13 protein-coding genes are annotated in these 16,011 nt (G+C 53.0%); 1 reads left to right on the plus strand and 12 read right to left on the minus strand.

Annotated features, from left to right (window positions below; all coding sequences use genetic code 11):
- Positions 1-6: 6 nt before the first annotated feature.
- From carA to ribF, 7 genes are all read right to left on the minus strand, one after another.
- The gene (gene carA, locus F3J38_RS13330; protein WP_034826093.1) at positions 7-1,155 is read right to left on the minus strand and encodes a glutamine-hydrolyzing carbamoyl-phosphate synthase small subunit; all 1,149 of its coding nucleotides are present in this window, start codon (positions 1,153-1,155) and stop codon (positions 7-9) included.
- 471 nt (positions 1,156-1,626) lie between these two features.
- Positions 1,627-2,442 (minus strand): 4-hydroxy-tetrahydrodipicolinate reductase, encoded by an 816-nt coding sequence (gene dapB / locus F3J38_RS13335; RefSeq protein ID WP_167139114.1) that lies wholly within the window; start codon positions 2,440-2,442, stop codon positions 1,627-1,629.
- Positions 2,443-2,661: 219 nt separating this feature from the next.
- Positions 2,662-3,615 carry a 4-hydroxy-3-methylbut-2-enyl diphosphate reductase gene (gene ispH, locus F3J38_RS13340; RefSeq protein WP_167139116.1) on the minus strand — a complete coding sequence of 318 codons (954 nt, stop codon included), beginning with the start codon at positions 3,613-3,615 and terminating at the stop codon, positions 2,662-2,664.
- Positions 3,596-4,066: an FKBP-type peptidyl-prolyl cis-trans isomerase gene (gene fkpB / locus F3J38_RS13345; RefSeq protein ID WP_167139118.1), complete on the minus strand. Its 471-nt coding sequence runs from the start codon at positions 4,064-4,066 to the stop codon at positions 3,596-3,598. The genes ispH and fkpB overlap by 20 nt, the downstream gene beginning before the upstream one ends.
- A 3-nt stretch (positions 4,067-4,069) precedes the next feature.
- Positions 4,070-4,570 carry a signal peptidase II gene (gene lspA / locus F3J38_RS13350; protein WP_167139120.1) on the minus strand — a complete coding sequence of 167 codons (501 nt, stop codon included), beginning with the start codon at positions 4,568-4,570 and terminating at the stop codon, positions 4,070-4,072.
- Positions 4,570-7,389 (minus strand): isoleucine--tRNA ligase, encoded by a 2,820-nt coding sequence (gene ileS / locus F3J38_RS13355; RefSeq protein WP_167139122.1) that lies wholly within the window; start codon positions 7,387-7,389, stop codon positions 4,570-4,572. The genes lspA and ileS overlap by 1 nt, the downstream gene beginning before the upstream one ends.
- Before the next feature lie 27 nt (positions 7,390-7,416).
- The gene (gene ribF / locus F3J38_RS13360; RefSeq protein ID WP_167139124.1) at positions 7,417-8,355 is read right to left on the minus strand and encodes a bifunctional riboflavin kinase/FAD synthetase; all 939 of its coding nucleotides are present in this window, start codon (positions 8,353-8,355) and stop codon (positions 7,417-7,419) included.
- 318 nt (positions 8,356-8,673) lie between these two features.
- On the opposite strand from ribF, the gene rpsT reads away from it, so the two are divergent.
- Positions 8,674-8,937, plus strand: a complete 264-nt coding sequence (rpsT, locus tag F3J38_RS13365; RefSeq protein ID WP_034826107.1) for a 30S ribosomal protein S20 — start codon at positions 8,674-8,676, stop codon at positions 8,935-8,937.
- Between the two features lie 52 nt (positions 8,938-8,989).
- Here rpsT and nhaR read toward each other — a convergent pair whose 3' ends face one another.
- The 5 genes from nhaR to F3J38_RS13390 form a co-directional block, all read right to left on the minus strand.
- The gene (gene nhaR / locus F3J38_RS13370; RefSeq protein ID WP_167139126.1) at positions 8,990-9,892 is read right to left on the minus strand and encodes a transcriptional activator NhaR; all 903 of its coding nucleotides are present in this window, start codon (positions 9,890-9,892) and stop codon (positions 8,990-8,992) included.
- A gap of 34 nt (positions 9,893-9,926) precedes the next feature.
- The gene (gene nhaA, locus F3J38_RS13375) at positions 9,927-11,105 is read right to left on the minus strand and encodes a Na+/H+ antiporter NhaA (protein WP_167139127.1); all 1,179 of its coding nucleotides are present in this window, start codon (positions 11,103-11,105) and stop codon (positions 9,927-9,929) included.
- A 167-nt stretch (positions 11,106-11,272) separates the two neighbouring features.
- Positions 11,273-12,406 (minus strand): molecular chaperone DnaJ, encoded by a 1,134-nt coding sequence (dnaJ, locus tag F3J38_RS13380; RefSeq protein ID WP_167139130.1) that lies wholly within the window; start codon positions 12,404-12,406, stop codon positions 11,273-11,275.
- 103 nt (positions 12,407-12,509) lie between these two features.
- Positions 12,510-14,420, minus strand: coding sequence for a molecular chaperone DnaK (gene dnaK, locus F3J38_RS13385; RefSeq protein WP_167139132.1), 1,911 nt, complete (start codon positions 14,418-14,420; stop codon positions 12,510-12,512).
- 212 nt (positions 14,421-14,632) lie between these two features.
- On the minus strand, positions 14,633-15,934 hold the full coding sequence (locus F3J38_RS13390; RefSeq protein WP_167139907.1) for an MFS transporter: 1,302 nt from the start codon (positions 15,932-15,934) through the stop codon (positions 14,633-14,635).
- Between the last annotated feature and the right edge of the window lie 77 nt (positions 15,935-16,011).

The following is a 16,011-nucleotide window of genomic DNA, read 5'->3' on the forward strand; positions in this document are numbered from 1 at the left end:
TCCTGATTACTTCGCGTTAGAACGGTAAGCTTCGATCAGTTCGATAAAGTGATCGAACAGCGGCGCCGCATCGTGCGGGCCTGGGCTCGCTTCAGGGTGTCCCTGGAAGCTGAAGGCCGGTTTATCTGTGCGGTGAATACCTTGCACCGTTTGGTCGAACAGCGACACATGCGTGACACGCAGATTCGCTGGCAGCTGGCTGTCATCAACCGCGAAACCGTGGTTCTGCGCAGTAATCATCACCACATTGTTGTCGAGATCTTTGACCGGATGGTTGCCGCCGTGGTGGCCAAGTTTCATCTTGATGGTTTTCGCACCGCTTGCCAGCGCCAGCAGCTGATGGCCAAGACAGATACCGAACACCGGAATGTCGGTTTTCAGGAACGCCTGAATGGCATTGATGGCGTAGTCGCACGGCTCCGGGTCACCAGGACCGTTCGACAGGAAGATGCCGTCTGGATTCAGTGCCAGTACCTCTTCTGCGCTGGTTTTTGCCGGGACAACCGTCAAACGGCAGCCACGATCCACCAGCATGCGCAGGATGTTGCGCTTAGCGCCGAAGTCGTAGGCGACAACATGGAACGGCAGCTCTGCAGCCGTTTTCTGCTCAGGCAAATCCCCTTCCAGTGTCCAGCTACCCTGCTGCCACGCGTAAGTTTCTGCGGTGGTCACTTCTTTTGCCAGATCCATCCCTTTCAAGCCCGGGAACGCCTGCGCCTTTTGCAGCGCCAGTGCCGCATCTGGATTATCACCCGCAATAATGCAGCCGCTCTGTGCACCCTTCTCACGGAGCAAACGTGTCAGTTTACGCGTATCAATGTCGGCGATGCCGACAATGTTATTGCGCTGCAAGTAAGCTGACAGGCTTTCTTCACTGCGGAAGTTGCTGGTGATTAGCGGCAGGTCGCGAATAACGAGGCCTTGAGCATGGATTTGGCTGGATTCTTCATCGGCGGCGTTAACACCAACATTGCCGATATGGGGATAAGTGAGGGTAACGATTTGGCGGGAATAGGAAGGATCAGTGAGGATTTCTTGATAACCAGTCATTGACGTGTTGAAAACGACTTCCCCCACTGCCGACCCCGTTGCCCCGATGGCCCGACCGTGGAATTGGGTTCCGTCTTCCAGAACCAAGAGCGCTGACTTAATCAAAACATCCTCCAGGGAATAAACAGTCATAATATTTGCATATTAATTCAAAATACATGCCCGAATCAATGCAAAATCCGCCTGAACACTCGAATTTTGGCAAATTGCGCGCATTCTAATGATCGACCTTAAGCTTGTCTACCCTGAGTGGCTATTTTTTTGTATTTTTAAGGCTGTTGAATGTTAAAAAGCGAGAAAGGCGATAAAAGAGTGAGATAAGTGAGGAAAATAAACGATTGCTGAGCGGCAATAATCGCAAACACGTGCTACCACGCATAAATTTTTGACCAAATGGTCAAAAATCGCATCTGACCGACCTCTTAATAGACATAAACACTGAAAAATAGGCGCCACAATGAAAAACAACAATCAAGCCATCATTTTAACAGGTAAAATAAAGGGCAATGATCACATTGCCCTATTCAATCATCATCTTACCGATTGAAATAACCACATCACGATGGTTCACAACACTCACAACATCGATAAATCCAGCACATCTCGCATATCATAGAGGCCAGATTTCTTGTTCTTCAACCAACTTGCCGCCTTAACTGCGCCATTAGCAAAAGTCATGCGGCTGGAAGCCTTATGGGTAATCTCTACACGCTCGCCGATATCCGCAAACATTGCCGTATGCTCTCCGACAATATCGCCTGCACGTACGGTCGCAAAACCAATAGTCTGTGCTTTACGTTCACCGGTATGACCTTCACGGGCGTAGACGGCGTGCTCGTCTAAATTCCAGTTCATCGCATCAGCAATGGCTTCCCCCATCGCTAGCGCTGTACCTGATGGTGCATCAACTTTATGACGGTGGTGCGCTTCTACGATTTCAATATCAGCATAGTCACCCATCACTTTGGCCGCTTGCTGCAGCAGATTCAGCACCAGGTTCACACCTACACTAAAGTTAGCGGCAAACACAATGCCAATCTCTTCAGCAGCAGCGCGAATCGCTTCTTTGCCCGCCTCATCAAAGCCGGTGGTGCCAATCACCATCGCCTTTTTATGCTTGCGGCAGAATGCCAGATATTCCAGCGTACCTTCCGGGCGTGTGAAATCGATCAGCACATCGAAATCATCGACGACCTGCAATAAATCATCGGTCAGAATCACGCCGATTTTACCGATGCCGGCCAACTCACCGACATCACTGCCCAGCAGTGATGAGCCACTGCGCGCCAATGCTGCGCCTAACGCTACCCCTTCCGCCTGCTGCGCGGCCTGAATTAAATTGCGTCCCATGCGGCCCGGCGCACCAACGATAGCAATGCGGATATCACTCATAATTATTCATTCCTGATACAAATCTATGCATGCAAAGCGTAAACAGGTTAACGGTCAGATAACCGTCACGCCACAATAAAAAAGGGATATAAGAATTTTATGCCAGCCGCCAAACATTATCAGTAAATGCAATCCCACCTGCTGGAAGTGATGATTACGGTGGTGACAGATAAAGAAAAGGCCGAACAATGTCGGCCTGATTCCGTTGCGGTATCCCGCTTACTGCACGTTACGTACTTCGACGCGCAGTTCTTTGGGTACTTCAAACACGATGTTCTCTTCGCGACCAATCAGCTCAATCGCTGCTTCGCCGCCATACTCTTTCAAGCGCTGAATCACCTGCTGCACCAGAATATCCGGGGCCGAGGCACCCGCGGTAACACCGATGATCTGCTTATCTTTAACCCACTCTTCCTGAATGTCGTCCGCTGAATCAATCAGCTTCGCCAGTTTCCCCGCGCGTTGTGCCAGTTCGGCCAGACGATTGGAGTTAGAAGAGTTTTTCGAGCCCACCACCAATACCACTTCAGCGTCGCGTGCCAAAACGCGCACCGCTTCCTGACGGTTAGTGGTGGCATAGCAGATGTCATCTTTGCGTGGACCGATAATCGCCGGGAAGCGTTGACGCAGTGCATCAATTACATCTGACGTATCATCAACCGATAAGGTCGTCTGCGTCATAAAGCACAGATTGCCTTCATCTTTAACGGTCAGCTTGAACACATCTTCCGGTGACTCCACCAGGTACATGCCGCCGTTGGGGTTGTTGTACTGCCCCATGGTACCTTCCACTTCAGGGTGTCCGGCATGACCAATCAGAATGGCTTCCACACCTTTACGGCTTGCGCGCGCCACTTCCATATGCACCTTGGTGACCAGCGGGCAAGTGGCATCAAACAGCATAGTAAGATTGCGCGCTTTCGCTTCCGCACGCACCGCCTGAGAAACACCGTGCGCCGAGAAGATCAGGATGGCATTGTCCGGCACTTCACTGATCTCTTCGATAAAGATCGCGCCGCGATCGCGCAGGCTGCTCACCACGTAGCGGTTGTGCACCACTTCATGACGCACGTAGATAGGCGCGCCGTACATCTCCAGCGCGCGCTCCACGATACTGATGGCGCGATCCACGCCGGCACAAAAACCGCGAGGGTTAGCTAACAGGATTTGCATCGCTGCCCTCCAGCACTGGGTCGATCTCCAGCACTTCAATTTCAAACTGAATGCGCTGACCGGCTAACGGGTGGTTGAAATCAACGGTGATAGAGTCACCGGAAATTTCACGGATCACGCCCGGCATTTCGCTGCCACCTCTGCCGCTGAACAGCATGATGGAACCGACTTCGGGTTCGCCAGCGTCTTTAAAGTCACGGCGCGAAAAGTACTGAACCAGGTCCGGACTGGTGCCACCAAAGGCATCTTCCGGGGCCAGGGTAAAGGCGTGCTTATCGCCGACTTTACGCCCTAAAAGTTCCTGTTCTAATGCACCAGACAAGCTGCCATCTCCCAGACGGAACAGCGCTGGTTTGCCGTTGGCGCGTGTGGATTCCGCTGTTGAGCCATCTTCCAGCTTCAGCGTGAAATGCACCAGCAACGCGCTATCGCGCTGTACGAAGTCGGTCATCTGTTACCCTTTCTCTTTTACCTGTTTATCTTTCGGGGTGAGAAAACCTTCTAACACCACCAACGCCGCGCCGATGCAGATTCCGCAGTCAGCGATATTAAAGGTGGCGAAGTGCCAGTCTCCAACATAGAAGTCGATGAAGTCGACCACGAAGCCGTGATAAGCACGATCAAACAGGTTACCCAATGCCCCGCCGATAATCAGCGCATAAGCAATATTGGTTAATTTATTACTGGCGCGGTTGCGATACATCATCACCACCAGCGCCACAACGATAGCAATCGCAATGCCGGCAAAGAACCAGCGCTGCCAACCGCCTTTGTCCGCCAGGAAACTGAACGCCGCGCCATAGTTATGCGCGTAGAACAGATTCAGATACGGAATCAGCGGTTTGGTTTCATGCAGCATCATGTTGTTCATGATCCACTGCTTGCTGGCGAAATCGATCACGATCACCACCAGCACCAACCACAGCCAACGCAATCCGGTAGAGCAGATTTTCATCAGGCAAATTTCCGCACTTCACCGTTGCCGGCTACGTTGGTGTAACAACGTCCACAGACCGCAGCATGCTCTGCATTCTGGCCGACGTCAGTAGTGTAATGCCAGCAGCGCGGACATTTCTCGCCTTCTGCTTTGTGCAGTGCGATTTTCAGACCTTTCAGTACTTCGCTCTGCTGTGCTTCATCGCTGGCAGTGGCGTAATCCGCCACCGTGGCGCCAGAGGTCAGCAGCACAAAGCGCAGTTCATCGCCCAGCGCCTGAAGTTTAGCCGCCAGTTCAGCGTCGGCATACAGCGTTACAGTGGCTTCCAGCGCGCCGCCGATACGCTTATCGTTACGCGCCTGCTCGATCACTTTGTTGACTTCGCCGCGCACTTTCAGCAGCTCATCCCAGTAAGCGTCGTTCAGTGCTTCGTTATCCGCCAGACCAAACAGGCCTTCATACCACTCTTCGGTAAACACGTACTTCGCGCGCTCACCTGGCAGGTAACCCCAGATTTCATCGGCAGTGAAGGACATGATCGGCGCCATCCAGCGCACCAGCGCTTCAACGATATGCCACAGCGCGGTCTGGCAGCTGCGACGTGCCAGGCTGTCACCTTTGGCGGTGTACTGACGATCTTTGATCACATCGAGATAGAACGAGCCCATTTCGATAGAGCAGAAGTGCATCAGACGCTGCACTACTTCATGGAAATCGTAGTTCTCGTAAGACTGGACGATGTCTTGCTGTGCAGCCAGCGCACGGCCAACCGCCCAACGATCCACCACCACCATCTCCTCTGGCTTCACGCAATCCGTCGCCGGGTTGAAGCCCGCGAGGTTAGCCAGCAGGAATCGCGCGGTGTTACGGATACGACGATAGCTGTCAGCGGCACGCTTCAGGATCTCATCGGACACCGCCATTTCACCGGAGTAATCGGTTGAGGCGACCCACAGGCGCAAGATATCCGCGCCCAGTTTGTCCATCACGTCCTGCGGTGCCACGGTGTTGCCGATGGATTTCGACATCTTACGGCCCTGACCGTCCACGGTGAAACCGTGCGTCAGTACCTGACGGTAAGGCGCTTTGCCTTTCATCGCCGTCGAGATCATCAGCGAAGACATGAACCAGCCGCGATGCTGATCCGAACCTTCCAGATACATATCCGGTGTATGGCCGCCAAACTCTGGACGTGCATCAACCACGGAGTAGCTGGTTGAACCTGAGTCGAACCACACATCCAGCGTATCTGGCACTTTGACGTAGTGGTCAGCGTCATCGCCCATCAGATCGCGCGGATCAAGATCCCACCACGCCTGAATACCGTCCTGCTCTACACACTTAGCGACTTTTTCCATCAGCTCCAGCGTATCCGGATGCAGCTGCTCGGTCTCTTTGTGCACGAACAGCGCCATTGGCACGCCCCACGTACGCTGACGCGAGATACACCAGTCTGGACGGTTCGCTACCATCGCTTCGATACGCGCCTGGCCCCAGTCTGGGATCCACTGTACGCCTTTGATCTCTTTCAGCGACTGCGCACGCAGGCCTTTCTGATCCATGCTGATGAACCACTGCGGGGTAGCACGGAAGATGATCGGGGTTTTATGACGCCAACAGTGCGGATAGCTGTGCAGCAGTTTTTCAACGTGCAGCAGCGCGCCTTTCTCTTTCAGCAGCTCAACGATCATATCGTTGGCTTTAAACACGTTTACGCCGTCCAGCGTTGGATAGGTGCCTGGCAGGTACGCGCCATCTGGCCCCACTGGATTAGCGGTTTCCAGACCGTATTTCTGGCCGATTACATAGTCATCTGGGCCGTGGCCTGGTGCGGTATGTACGGCACCGGTACCCGCTTCCAGTGTAACGTGCTCGCCCAGTACAACTTTGGATTGGATCTGCTCAAGGAACGGATGCTGGAATAGCTGCAGCTCAAGTGCCGCGCCGTTGCATTCGCCCAGTACTTTCCAGTTAGCGATACCCGCGCGCTTCATCACGCTCTCAACCATCTCTTTAGCGAGGATCAGGCTGCGGCCTTCGATTTGCAGCAGCTGATATTCGAATTCTGGATGCAGTGAGATGCCACGGTTGGCCGGCATGGTCCACGGGGTGGTGGTCCAGATAACCAGAGAAATCGGGCCTTCAGAGGCTGCAACGCCAAACTTAGCGCGCACCGCATCGGCATCGACGGCGTTAAACATCACGTCGATGGACGGTGAAGTTTTGTCGTAGTACTCGACTTCCGCCTCAGCCAGCGCTGAACGGCAATCCATGCACCAGTGCACCGGCTTCGCGCCTTTGTGCAGATGGCCATTGCCGATGATTTTACCCAGCGCACGGATGATGTTGGCTTCGGTTTTGAAATTCATGGTCAGGTATGGACGATCCCAGTCGCCCAGCACGCCAAGACGGATGAAATCTTTCTTCTGGCCTTCAACCTGCTCAGCAGCATAGTTACGGCAAGCTTCACGGAACTCCGCCGCGCTGACTTTCTCGCCCGGCTTACCGATCATCTGTTCAACTTTATGCTCAATCGGCAGACCGTGGCAGTCCCAACCCGGCACATACGGCGAGTCATATCCCGCCATGCCTTTCGACTTAACGATAATGTCTTTCAGAATCTTGTTAACTGAGTGACCAATATGAATGCTGCCGTTCGCATAAGGAGGGCCATCATGCAAAATAAAGGTTTTTTTCCCTTTTTTGGCTTCGCGGATGATGCCGTACAGGTTGTCATCATACCAACGTTGCAGCATTCCCGGTTCGCGTTTGGCCAGATCGCCACGCATCGGGAACCCCGTTTCCGGCAAATTCAGGGTAGATTTATAGTCACTCATCAGATTCTCGGTTCCGTATTTCGGTCATTAAACCGGTGCTTGAAGCCCAAAAAATTGGCGGGCCGTCACCACATCTTTCGCAATTTGTTCTTTCAACGCGTCCAGCGAAGCGAAACGCTGTTCGTCGCGAATCTTCTGTTTCAACACCACATCAATGTGGCGCCCATAAAGATTCATATGTGTGTCAAGCAGGTGAACTTCAAGCTGCTGACGCAGACCTTTAACCGTCGGGCGCGTACCAATGTTGGCCACACCAGGGACAGGCTTATCGCCCAGGCCTAAAACTTCAACCGCAAACACGCCTTTCACCGGTGTTACGGTGCGGCGTAAAGGGATGTTCGCAGTGGGAAAACCAATGGTGCGCCCCAGTGCATCACCGTGCACGACGCGGCCTGAAATGCTGAACGGATGGCCCAACAGCGCTTGTGCCTGCGCAAAATCATCCTGCGCCAGCGCCTGACGTACCGCTGTACTGCTGATACGTGTTCCGCCATCACAATAGGTCTGGGTGCTGATGACATCGAAGCCATACTCCACACCGGCTTTCTGTAATAACAGGAAATCGCCCTGGCGACCAGCGCCAAAGCGGAAATCATCACCCACCGCAAGAAACTTCACGTCGAGTTTATCCACCAACAGTTCGGCGATAAAACTCTGTGCAGAGTGCGCAGCAAAACGGCGGTCAAAGCGGACACAGAGCACCGCATCAATACCCGCTTGTTCAAGGTACTTCAGTTTTTCACGCAAACGCGTCAGGCGCGCCGGGGCTTTGTCACCGGCAAACAATTCAAGCGGTTGCGGTTCAAACAGCATCACCACCACCGGCAGGTTGCGTTTACGTCCTTCAGCAATCAATTCCGCCATCAAAGCCTGGTGGCCACGATGAACGCCGTCGAAATTGCCAATGGTCAGGACGCAGCCGCGATGCTGCTCTTTCAGATTATAAATACCGCGGATAAACTTCATGGCTGACTCAAACCGGTGGAAATCGGCGGATTATACCCTTGAATGGCCTTCAGGTTAACCCGTCTGCGTGCCTTTCCTGCGTATGGTGTGGCTTTATCGCTACGCAAGCCATTGCTCAGGCAGGGAATGAAGATTTTTACTGCGAAATACTGTATTCAGCGACGTGTTGCTGGTAGAATCCTGCGCCATCAATTACGTAATCAAGTGCCGTTGTTAAAACGACGCTTATTTGCACAAATCCATTGACAAAAGAAGGCGCAAAAGGCATAGTCCTCGGCCTTTGATTTGTCCATATAGATCACATTTGGGAGTTGGACCTTGGCTAATATCAAATCAGCTAAGAAACGCGCCGTAACATCTGAGAAACGTCGCAAGCATAACGCAAGCAACCGTTCAATGATGCGTACTTTCATCAAGAAAGTATACGCGGCTATCGCAACAGGCGACAAAGCTGCTGCGCAGAACGCATTCAACGAAATGCAACCAATCGTGGACCGTCAGGCTGCTAAAGGTCTGATCCACAAAAACAAAGCTGCACGCCATAAAGCAAACCTGGCTGCACAGATCACCAAACTGGCTTAATCGCCTGTTAGGTCATCGCTTTGTCGAAAGAACCGGCGCTTAGCCGGTTTTTTTATGCCTGCAATTTGGTATTAAACAGTGCGCTGAAATCACGATTGCAGATGCGCTGCACCGCCGGATGTTGAATCATACGCTCGGCAAAGATCACATGATACTCCTCCATCACCGCCTCCAGGCGCCCAATTTCACGAATCGTATCGTCACGATAGATCTCCGCTCCGTATAACGTCGGCGCAACGAAAATCGCATTGTTCTGCGCACCGAAGGCTTTCATCAAAGCAGCATCATCAAACTCGCCCAGAATATCCACCTGTAAACCCTGGCTGTGAATCCAGTTCAGTAGCTTGCGACCCAGCATCGACCGACGTCCAGGAATTAACAGGCGACGCTGCTCTAAACACGCCGGGAAAGGCCGATTGGGCAGCGGTGCATTGCACCAAAAGCTGATCGGGCACTCGCCGAGTTTCACGGAGAACAACCCCTCCTGTTGAGTGGAGTCGATTGGGCAATCCGAGACAATCATATCGAGCTTGTGCTGGCTCAGCTGCTCCAGCAACATCTCGTGCGTTGACTCAAAACAGCGCAGATGAATTTTCTCCTCCGCCACCACGGCCGCTTCCAGCACTTTGCTCACCAGTGGTTTCGATAACGCATCCGCCACCCCCACATCGAACAACAGATGCGACTCTTTGCGATAGTTAACGATATCCAGCATTTCCTGACTGAGCATGAACATACGATCGGCATAACGAAACACCAGTTGTCCGAGTTCATTAGGCACTAAACCACGCCCCTGGCGACGAAACAGCACGCCACCCAATTGCTCTTCCAGTGCTTTAATCTGCCCCGTCACCGTTTGAGGCGTCAGGCACAGGACATCAGCGGCGCGCACCACGGAACCGGTTTTGCACACCTGCCAGAAATAATAGAGATGATTGAAATTGAGCTGATTCATTATAAAAAAAGGAGGCTTACGCCTCCTTCCCTGTTTATCGCAGTTTGATACGCAACAGCGTGTAACCGATCACTGCCGACAGCAGCGAGCCACTGAGGATACCGAGTTTCGAGAAGGTCACCAGTTGCTCATGTGCGGCGTCAAAGGCCAGCGAACTAATAAAGATCGACATGGTAAAGCCAATACCGCATAGCACACCGATCGCCATGATATCGCGTATTGTGGTGCCGTTCGGCAACACCGCCAGCCGCCACTTGACTGCCAGCCAGCAGAACAACGTGATGCCCAGCGGTTTACCGATCAGCAGGCCGAGGATAATGCCCAGCGGCTCCGGTGACAGCACATCGCCAAAGGTAATGCCGCTTAAAGAGATACCGGCGTTAGCGAAAGCGAATAGCGGCAGAATCAGCCAGTTAACCCAAGGCATCAAACCGTGTGCCAGATGCTCTGCAGGCGAATGACCATCCTTCTCTTCCAGCGGCACAAAGAAGCCTACGATCACCCCTGCCAGCGTGGCATGCACGCCGGATTTCAGCACCGCCGTCCACAGCACCACGCCCACCAGCATATAAATCGCAATATTACGCACACCGCAGCGGTTCAATAGTGCCAGCAATACGATAGCGCCAGCTGCAACGCTCAGCGACAGCACCGAGAGATCGCTGGTATAGAACAGCGCGATGATCACGATAGCGCCGAGGTCATCGATGATCGCCAGTGCCATCAGGAAAACTTTCAACGCGGCGGGCACGCGGCTGCCGAGCAGCGCCAGGACGCCTAAAGCAAAGGCAATGTCTGTGGCGGTTGGGATTGCCCAGCCGTTACGAGCGATTTCATCAGCATGATTGAAACCGAAGAAAATCAGGCCGGGAACCACCATACCACCGAGGGCGGCAATCACCGGGAAGACGGCACGGTCGCGACTGGCTAGTTCACCAATCATCAGCTCTCGCTTCACTTCAAGGCCGATTAATAAGAAGAACAATGCCATCAACGCATCGTTGATCCACAGCAGCAGGTTTTTGCTGATATCCAGTGCGCCAAAGCGAATTTGCACCGGCTCAGCGAGGAACGATTGGTACCCTTGCGCGGTTTCTGCACTGTTAGCGAGGATCATCGCCGCAACGGCGGCAAGAATCAGCACGATGCCGTTGCTGGCATCACTTGCGATAAAGCTCTTCAGTAAGCTTCGAATACTACGGGGTTTGTTCACAACTCCTCCTGAGCAGGACAATTTTTAGCGGCTAGTTTAGCGGCGTAAATACCTCGTTAAAAGCAGCTTATATCTCGTTTATGGATCGGTAATACCGATCTATAAAATTACAGCGATAAAAAAAGCGGGGAGTCGCCTCCCCGCTTCATTGTGAACCACTTACCCGATTAGCGGGTCAGATCGTCAAAGAACTTTTTCACGCCATCGAAGAAGCTTTTAGAGCGCGGGCTGTTTTTCTCACCCGTTGGGCCACCAAAGCTCTCTTCCAGCTCACGCAGTAAGGCTTTCTGTTTGTCGTTCAGGCTGACTGGGGTTTCCACCACCACACGACACAGCAGATCGCCCACCGCGCCACCGCGAACCGACTTCACGCCTTTACCGCGCATGCGGAACAGTTTGCCGGTTTGCGTTTCTGAAGGCACTTTCAGCTTCACGCGACCGTCGAGGGTCGGCACTTCAATCTCGCCGCCCAAGGCTGCCATCGCGAAGTTGATCGGCACTTCGCAGTACAGGTTGTTATCTTCACGTTCGAAGATCGGGTGTTTCTTCACCGAGACCTGAACGTACAGATCGCCCGCTGGTGCACCATGCTCACCCGCTTCCCCTTCGCCGCTCAGACGAATACGGTCACCCGTATCGACCCCGGCAGGGATTTTGACTGACAAGGTTTTCTGACGCTCTACGCGGCCATGACCATGACAGGCATTGCACGGATCTTTGATCACCGAACCACGACCGTGACAGGTCGGACACGCCTGCTGTACGGTAAAGAAGCCCTGACGCATCTGCACCTGGCCTGCACCATGACAGGTCGAACAGGTTTGTGGCTGGGTACCCGCTTTAGCACCGCTACCGTGGCAGACATCACACTCTTCCAAGGTTGGAATGCGGATCTCTTTGGTCACGCCGCGTACCGCTTCTTCCAGCGACAGCTCCATGTTGTAGCGTAAATCGGCGCCACGGGCAGCGCGCTGACGGCGTCCACCACCAAAAATATCGCCAAATACGTCGCCAAAGATATCGCTGAAGTCGGCACCGCCGCCGCCACCGAATCCACCACCGCCCATGCCACCCTGTTCGAAGGCTGCATGGCCGTACTGGTCATAGGCCGCACGCTTTTGCGCATCGGTCAGGATTTCGTAGGCTTCTTTAATCTCTTTAAACTTAGCTTCGGCTTCTTTATTGTCCGGGTTACGGTCCGGATGGTATTTCATCGCCAGGCGCTTGTAAGCCTTTTTGATTTCACGCTCATCTGCGGATTTAGAGACGCCTAAGATCTCGTAAAAATCACTCTTAGCCATTTTGTTCTGCCCTTAACATGATCGCACGGGCGTGGAGAGATCTCCTACGCCCGTGCTGGTTTCAACGGCTGTCAGGCCAGCCGTCGCGCCCGGTCAGGGGCAATTATTTTTTATCTTTAACTTCTTCGAATTCAGCGTCGACAACATCGTCATCTTTCTTCGCTGAAGCGTCGCCAGCATCCGCTGCGCCCGCCTGGCCTTGCTGCTGAGCCAGTTCCATCAGTTTGCTTGAAACTTCCATCAGAGCCTGCATTTTGGCTTCGATTTCCGCTTTATCTTCGCCTTTCAGCGCAGTGTTCAGCTCGGTCAGCGCAGATTCGATCGGTGCTTTGTCTTCAGCAGACAGTTTGTCACCGGCTTCATCCAACTGCTTACGGGTGCTGTGAGAAATCTGATCACCCTGGTTGCGGGTCTGTACCAGCTCTTCGAACTTACGGTCAGACTCGGCGTTGGCTTCTGCGTCACGCACCATTTTTTCGATCTCTTCTTCGTTCAGACCTGAAGAAGCTTTGATGGTGATCTTCTGCTCTTTACCGCTGTTTTTGTCTTTCGCAGACACGTGCAGGATACCATCGGCATCGATATCGAAGGTCACTTCGATCTGCGGCATACCGCGCGGTGCAGCCTGGATACCGTCGAGGTTGAACTGGCCCAGTGACTTGTTATCACCTGAACGCTTACGCTCACCCTGCAGCACGTGAATGGTCACGGCAGACTGGTTATCTTCAGCGGTCGAGAACACTTGGCTGTGCTTGGTTGGGATAGTGGTGTTCTTGCTGATCAGCGAAGTCATCACGCCACCCATGGTTTCGATACCCAGCGACAGCGGGGTTACGTCCAGCAGCAGAACGTCTTTTACTTCACCGGCCAATACACCGCCCTGAACCGCAGCACCCACAGCAACCGCTTCATCTGGGTTCACGTCTTTACGTGGCTCTTTACCGAAGAACTCAGTGACTTTGGCCTGAACCATTGGCATACGTGTCTGACCACCGACGAGAATCACGTCGTTGATGTCAGAAACAGACAGGCCAGCGTCCTGCAGAGCAACTTTCAGTGGCTCAATAGAACGGGTCACCAGATCTTCAACCAGTGATTCCAGTTTCGCACGGGTCACTTTGATGTTCAGGTGCTTAGGACCAGTCGCATCCGCCGTGATGTACGGCAGGTTAACGTCGGTCTGCTGAGCAGAAGACAGCTCAATTTTTGCTTTCTCAGCGGCTTCTTTCAGACGCTGCATCGCCAGCGGATCGTTGTGAAGATCGATGCCCTGGTCTTTCTTGAATTCTGCTACTAAGTAGTTGATCAGACGGCTATCGAAGTCTTCACCACCGAGGTGAGTATCACCATTGGTTGCCAGCACTTCGAAGGTTTTCTCGCCATCAACTTCATCGATTTCGATGATAGAGATATCGAAAGTACCACCACCCAGGTCATATACCGCGATAGTACGGTTGCCCTGACCTTTATCCAGACCGTATGCCAGTGCGGCTGCGGTTGGTTCGTTGATAATACGTTTTACGTCCAGACCCGCGATGCGGCCGGCATCTTTAGTTGCCTGACGCTGTGCATCGTTGAAGTAAGCTGGAACAGTGATAACCGCTTCGGTTACCGCTTCACCGAGGAAATCTTCCGCGGTTTTCTTCATCTTTTTCAGCACTTCAGCAGAGATCTGCGGTGGTGCCATTTTCTGGTCTTTCACGTTCAACCATGCGTCACCGTTATCAGAACCGATAATTTTGTACGGCATGATTTTGATATCACGCTGCACTTCTTCGTCCTGGAAACGACGACCGATCAGGCGTTTGATGGCGAACAATGTGTTCTGCGGGTTAGTCACCGCCTGACGTTTAGCCGGCTGACCGACCAGAGTTTCGCCATCTTGTGTATATGCAATAATTGAAGGTGTGGTGCGATCGCCTTCGGCGTTTTCAAGCACACGTGCTTTACCACCATCCATAACCGCAACACATGAGTTGGTTGTACCCAAGTCAATACCAATAATCTTACCCATCTAAACGTCTCCCACTTAAATTCTTTGTCAATTAGCGTTGTTAGCAGATGTGCGGCCAAACTGGCCTTTTTCAACTGCTGTGACAGGCTTTTTTTACTGCCTGACATCACTCGATGACAACTAAATGGGGCCGCTTCAGAGCGCATCAAGGGTTAAAACTAAAATAATTTTAAAAAAATGCGGAAAAGAAAAAGGCGCTTACGCGCCTTTGATTACACATTCACTTGATTCAGTATGGATTCGCGCTGCTTTTCACTCTGCAACCAGAGTCCAACCAGCAGGCCAATCAGTGCCAGCGCCAGCACATACCATGCTGGAGCCATCGGCGTGAGCTGCATCATTAACGTCACGCTGATTGGCGTCAGACCACCGAAAATCGCATAGGCCACATTGTAAGAGAAGGAGATGCCGGTGAAACGCACCGCTGCCGGGAAGGCTTTAACCATCACAAAGGGCACCACACCCACCACGCCAACGCTCAATCCCGCCAGTCCATACCAGACAAACAGCATCTCCGGTGAACCACCCAATTGATGGAAGAAGTTCCAGCTAAAGATAGCCAGCAGCAATGAGCCGATAATCAGCGTCAGCGCAGCACCAAAGCGATCCACCAGCCAGCCCGCTATCACACAGCCAAATAGCAGCATAATGGTGGCGACGCTGTTGGCTTGCAGACTCAATGCCGCAGGGATGCCATGCTGTTTCTGCATCAGCGTTGGCGCCATCAGAATGACAACGACAATACAGGCAGAGAGCAGCCAGGTCAGCAACATGGAGATCACAATACCGCGTTTGTGGCTAGCGAGGATGGTTTGCAGCGGCAGCTTTTCAGACAGCGCTTTGCGCTGCTGCATCTGCTGAAACACTGGCGTTTCATGCAGCCAACGGCGCAGATACATCGCCAGTAAACCAAACAGGCCACCGAGGAAGAATGGAATGCGCCAGCCGTGATCGCGAATTGCAGCCGGTGAAAGTGTGGTGTTCAGCACCGTCGCCACCAGCGAGCCGAGTAAAATCCCGGCAGTTAACCCGGCGGTCAACGTACCACAGGCAAAGCCGATGCGTTTTTCTGGCACATGTTCCGCCACGAAGACCCACGCACCTGGCACCTCTCCACCAATCGCGGCACCTTGCAGTACGCGCATCAGCAACATCAGTAACGGCGCGGCGATACCGATGCTGGCATAGGTCGGCAGTGCGCCCATCGCCAACGTCGGCAGTGCCATCAGCAGAATACTCAGGCTAAACATCTTCTTGCGCCCGACTTTGTCACCAAAGTGTGCCATGACAATGCCACCTAATGGACGCGCCAGATAACCGGCGGCAAAAATGGCAAACGTCTGAACCTGACGCAGCCATTCTGGGATGTCGGGTGGGAAGAACAGCTCGCCAATCACGGCAGCAAAGAAAACGAAAATAATAAAATCGTAGAATTCCAGCGCCCCACCAAGAGCGGCCAGCGACAGAGTTTTGTAATCCTGTCCGTTAAGTCGACGCGTCGTATGTGCATCCATCATCGTGCGGTATCCAGAGGCAAATTCAGAATAGTTGTAAAGCTGGGGTTACTATACCGTCAATAATTTGCCACACC

The sequence above is a fragment of the Candidatus Pantoea formicae genome (assembly GCF_011752625.1).
GTDB classification, from domain to species: Bacteria; Pseudomonadota; Gammaproteobacteria; order Enterobacterales; family Enterobacteriaceae; genus Pantoea; species Pantoea formicae.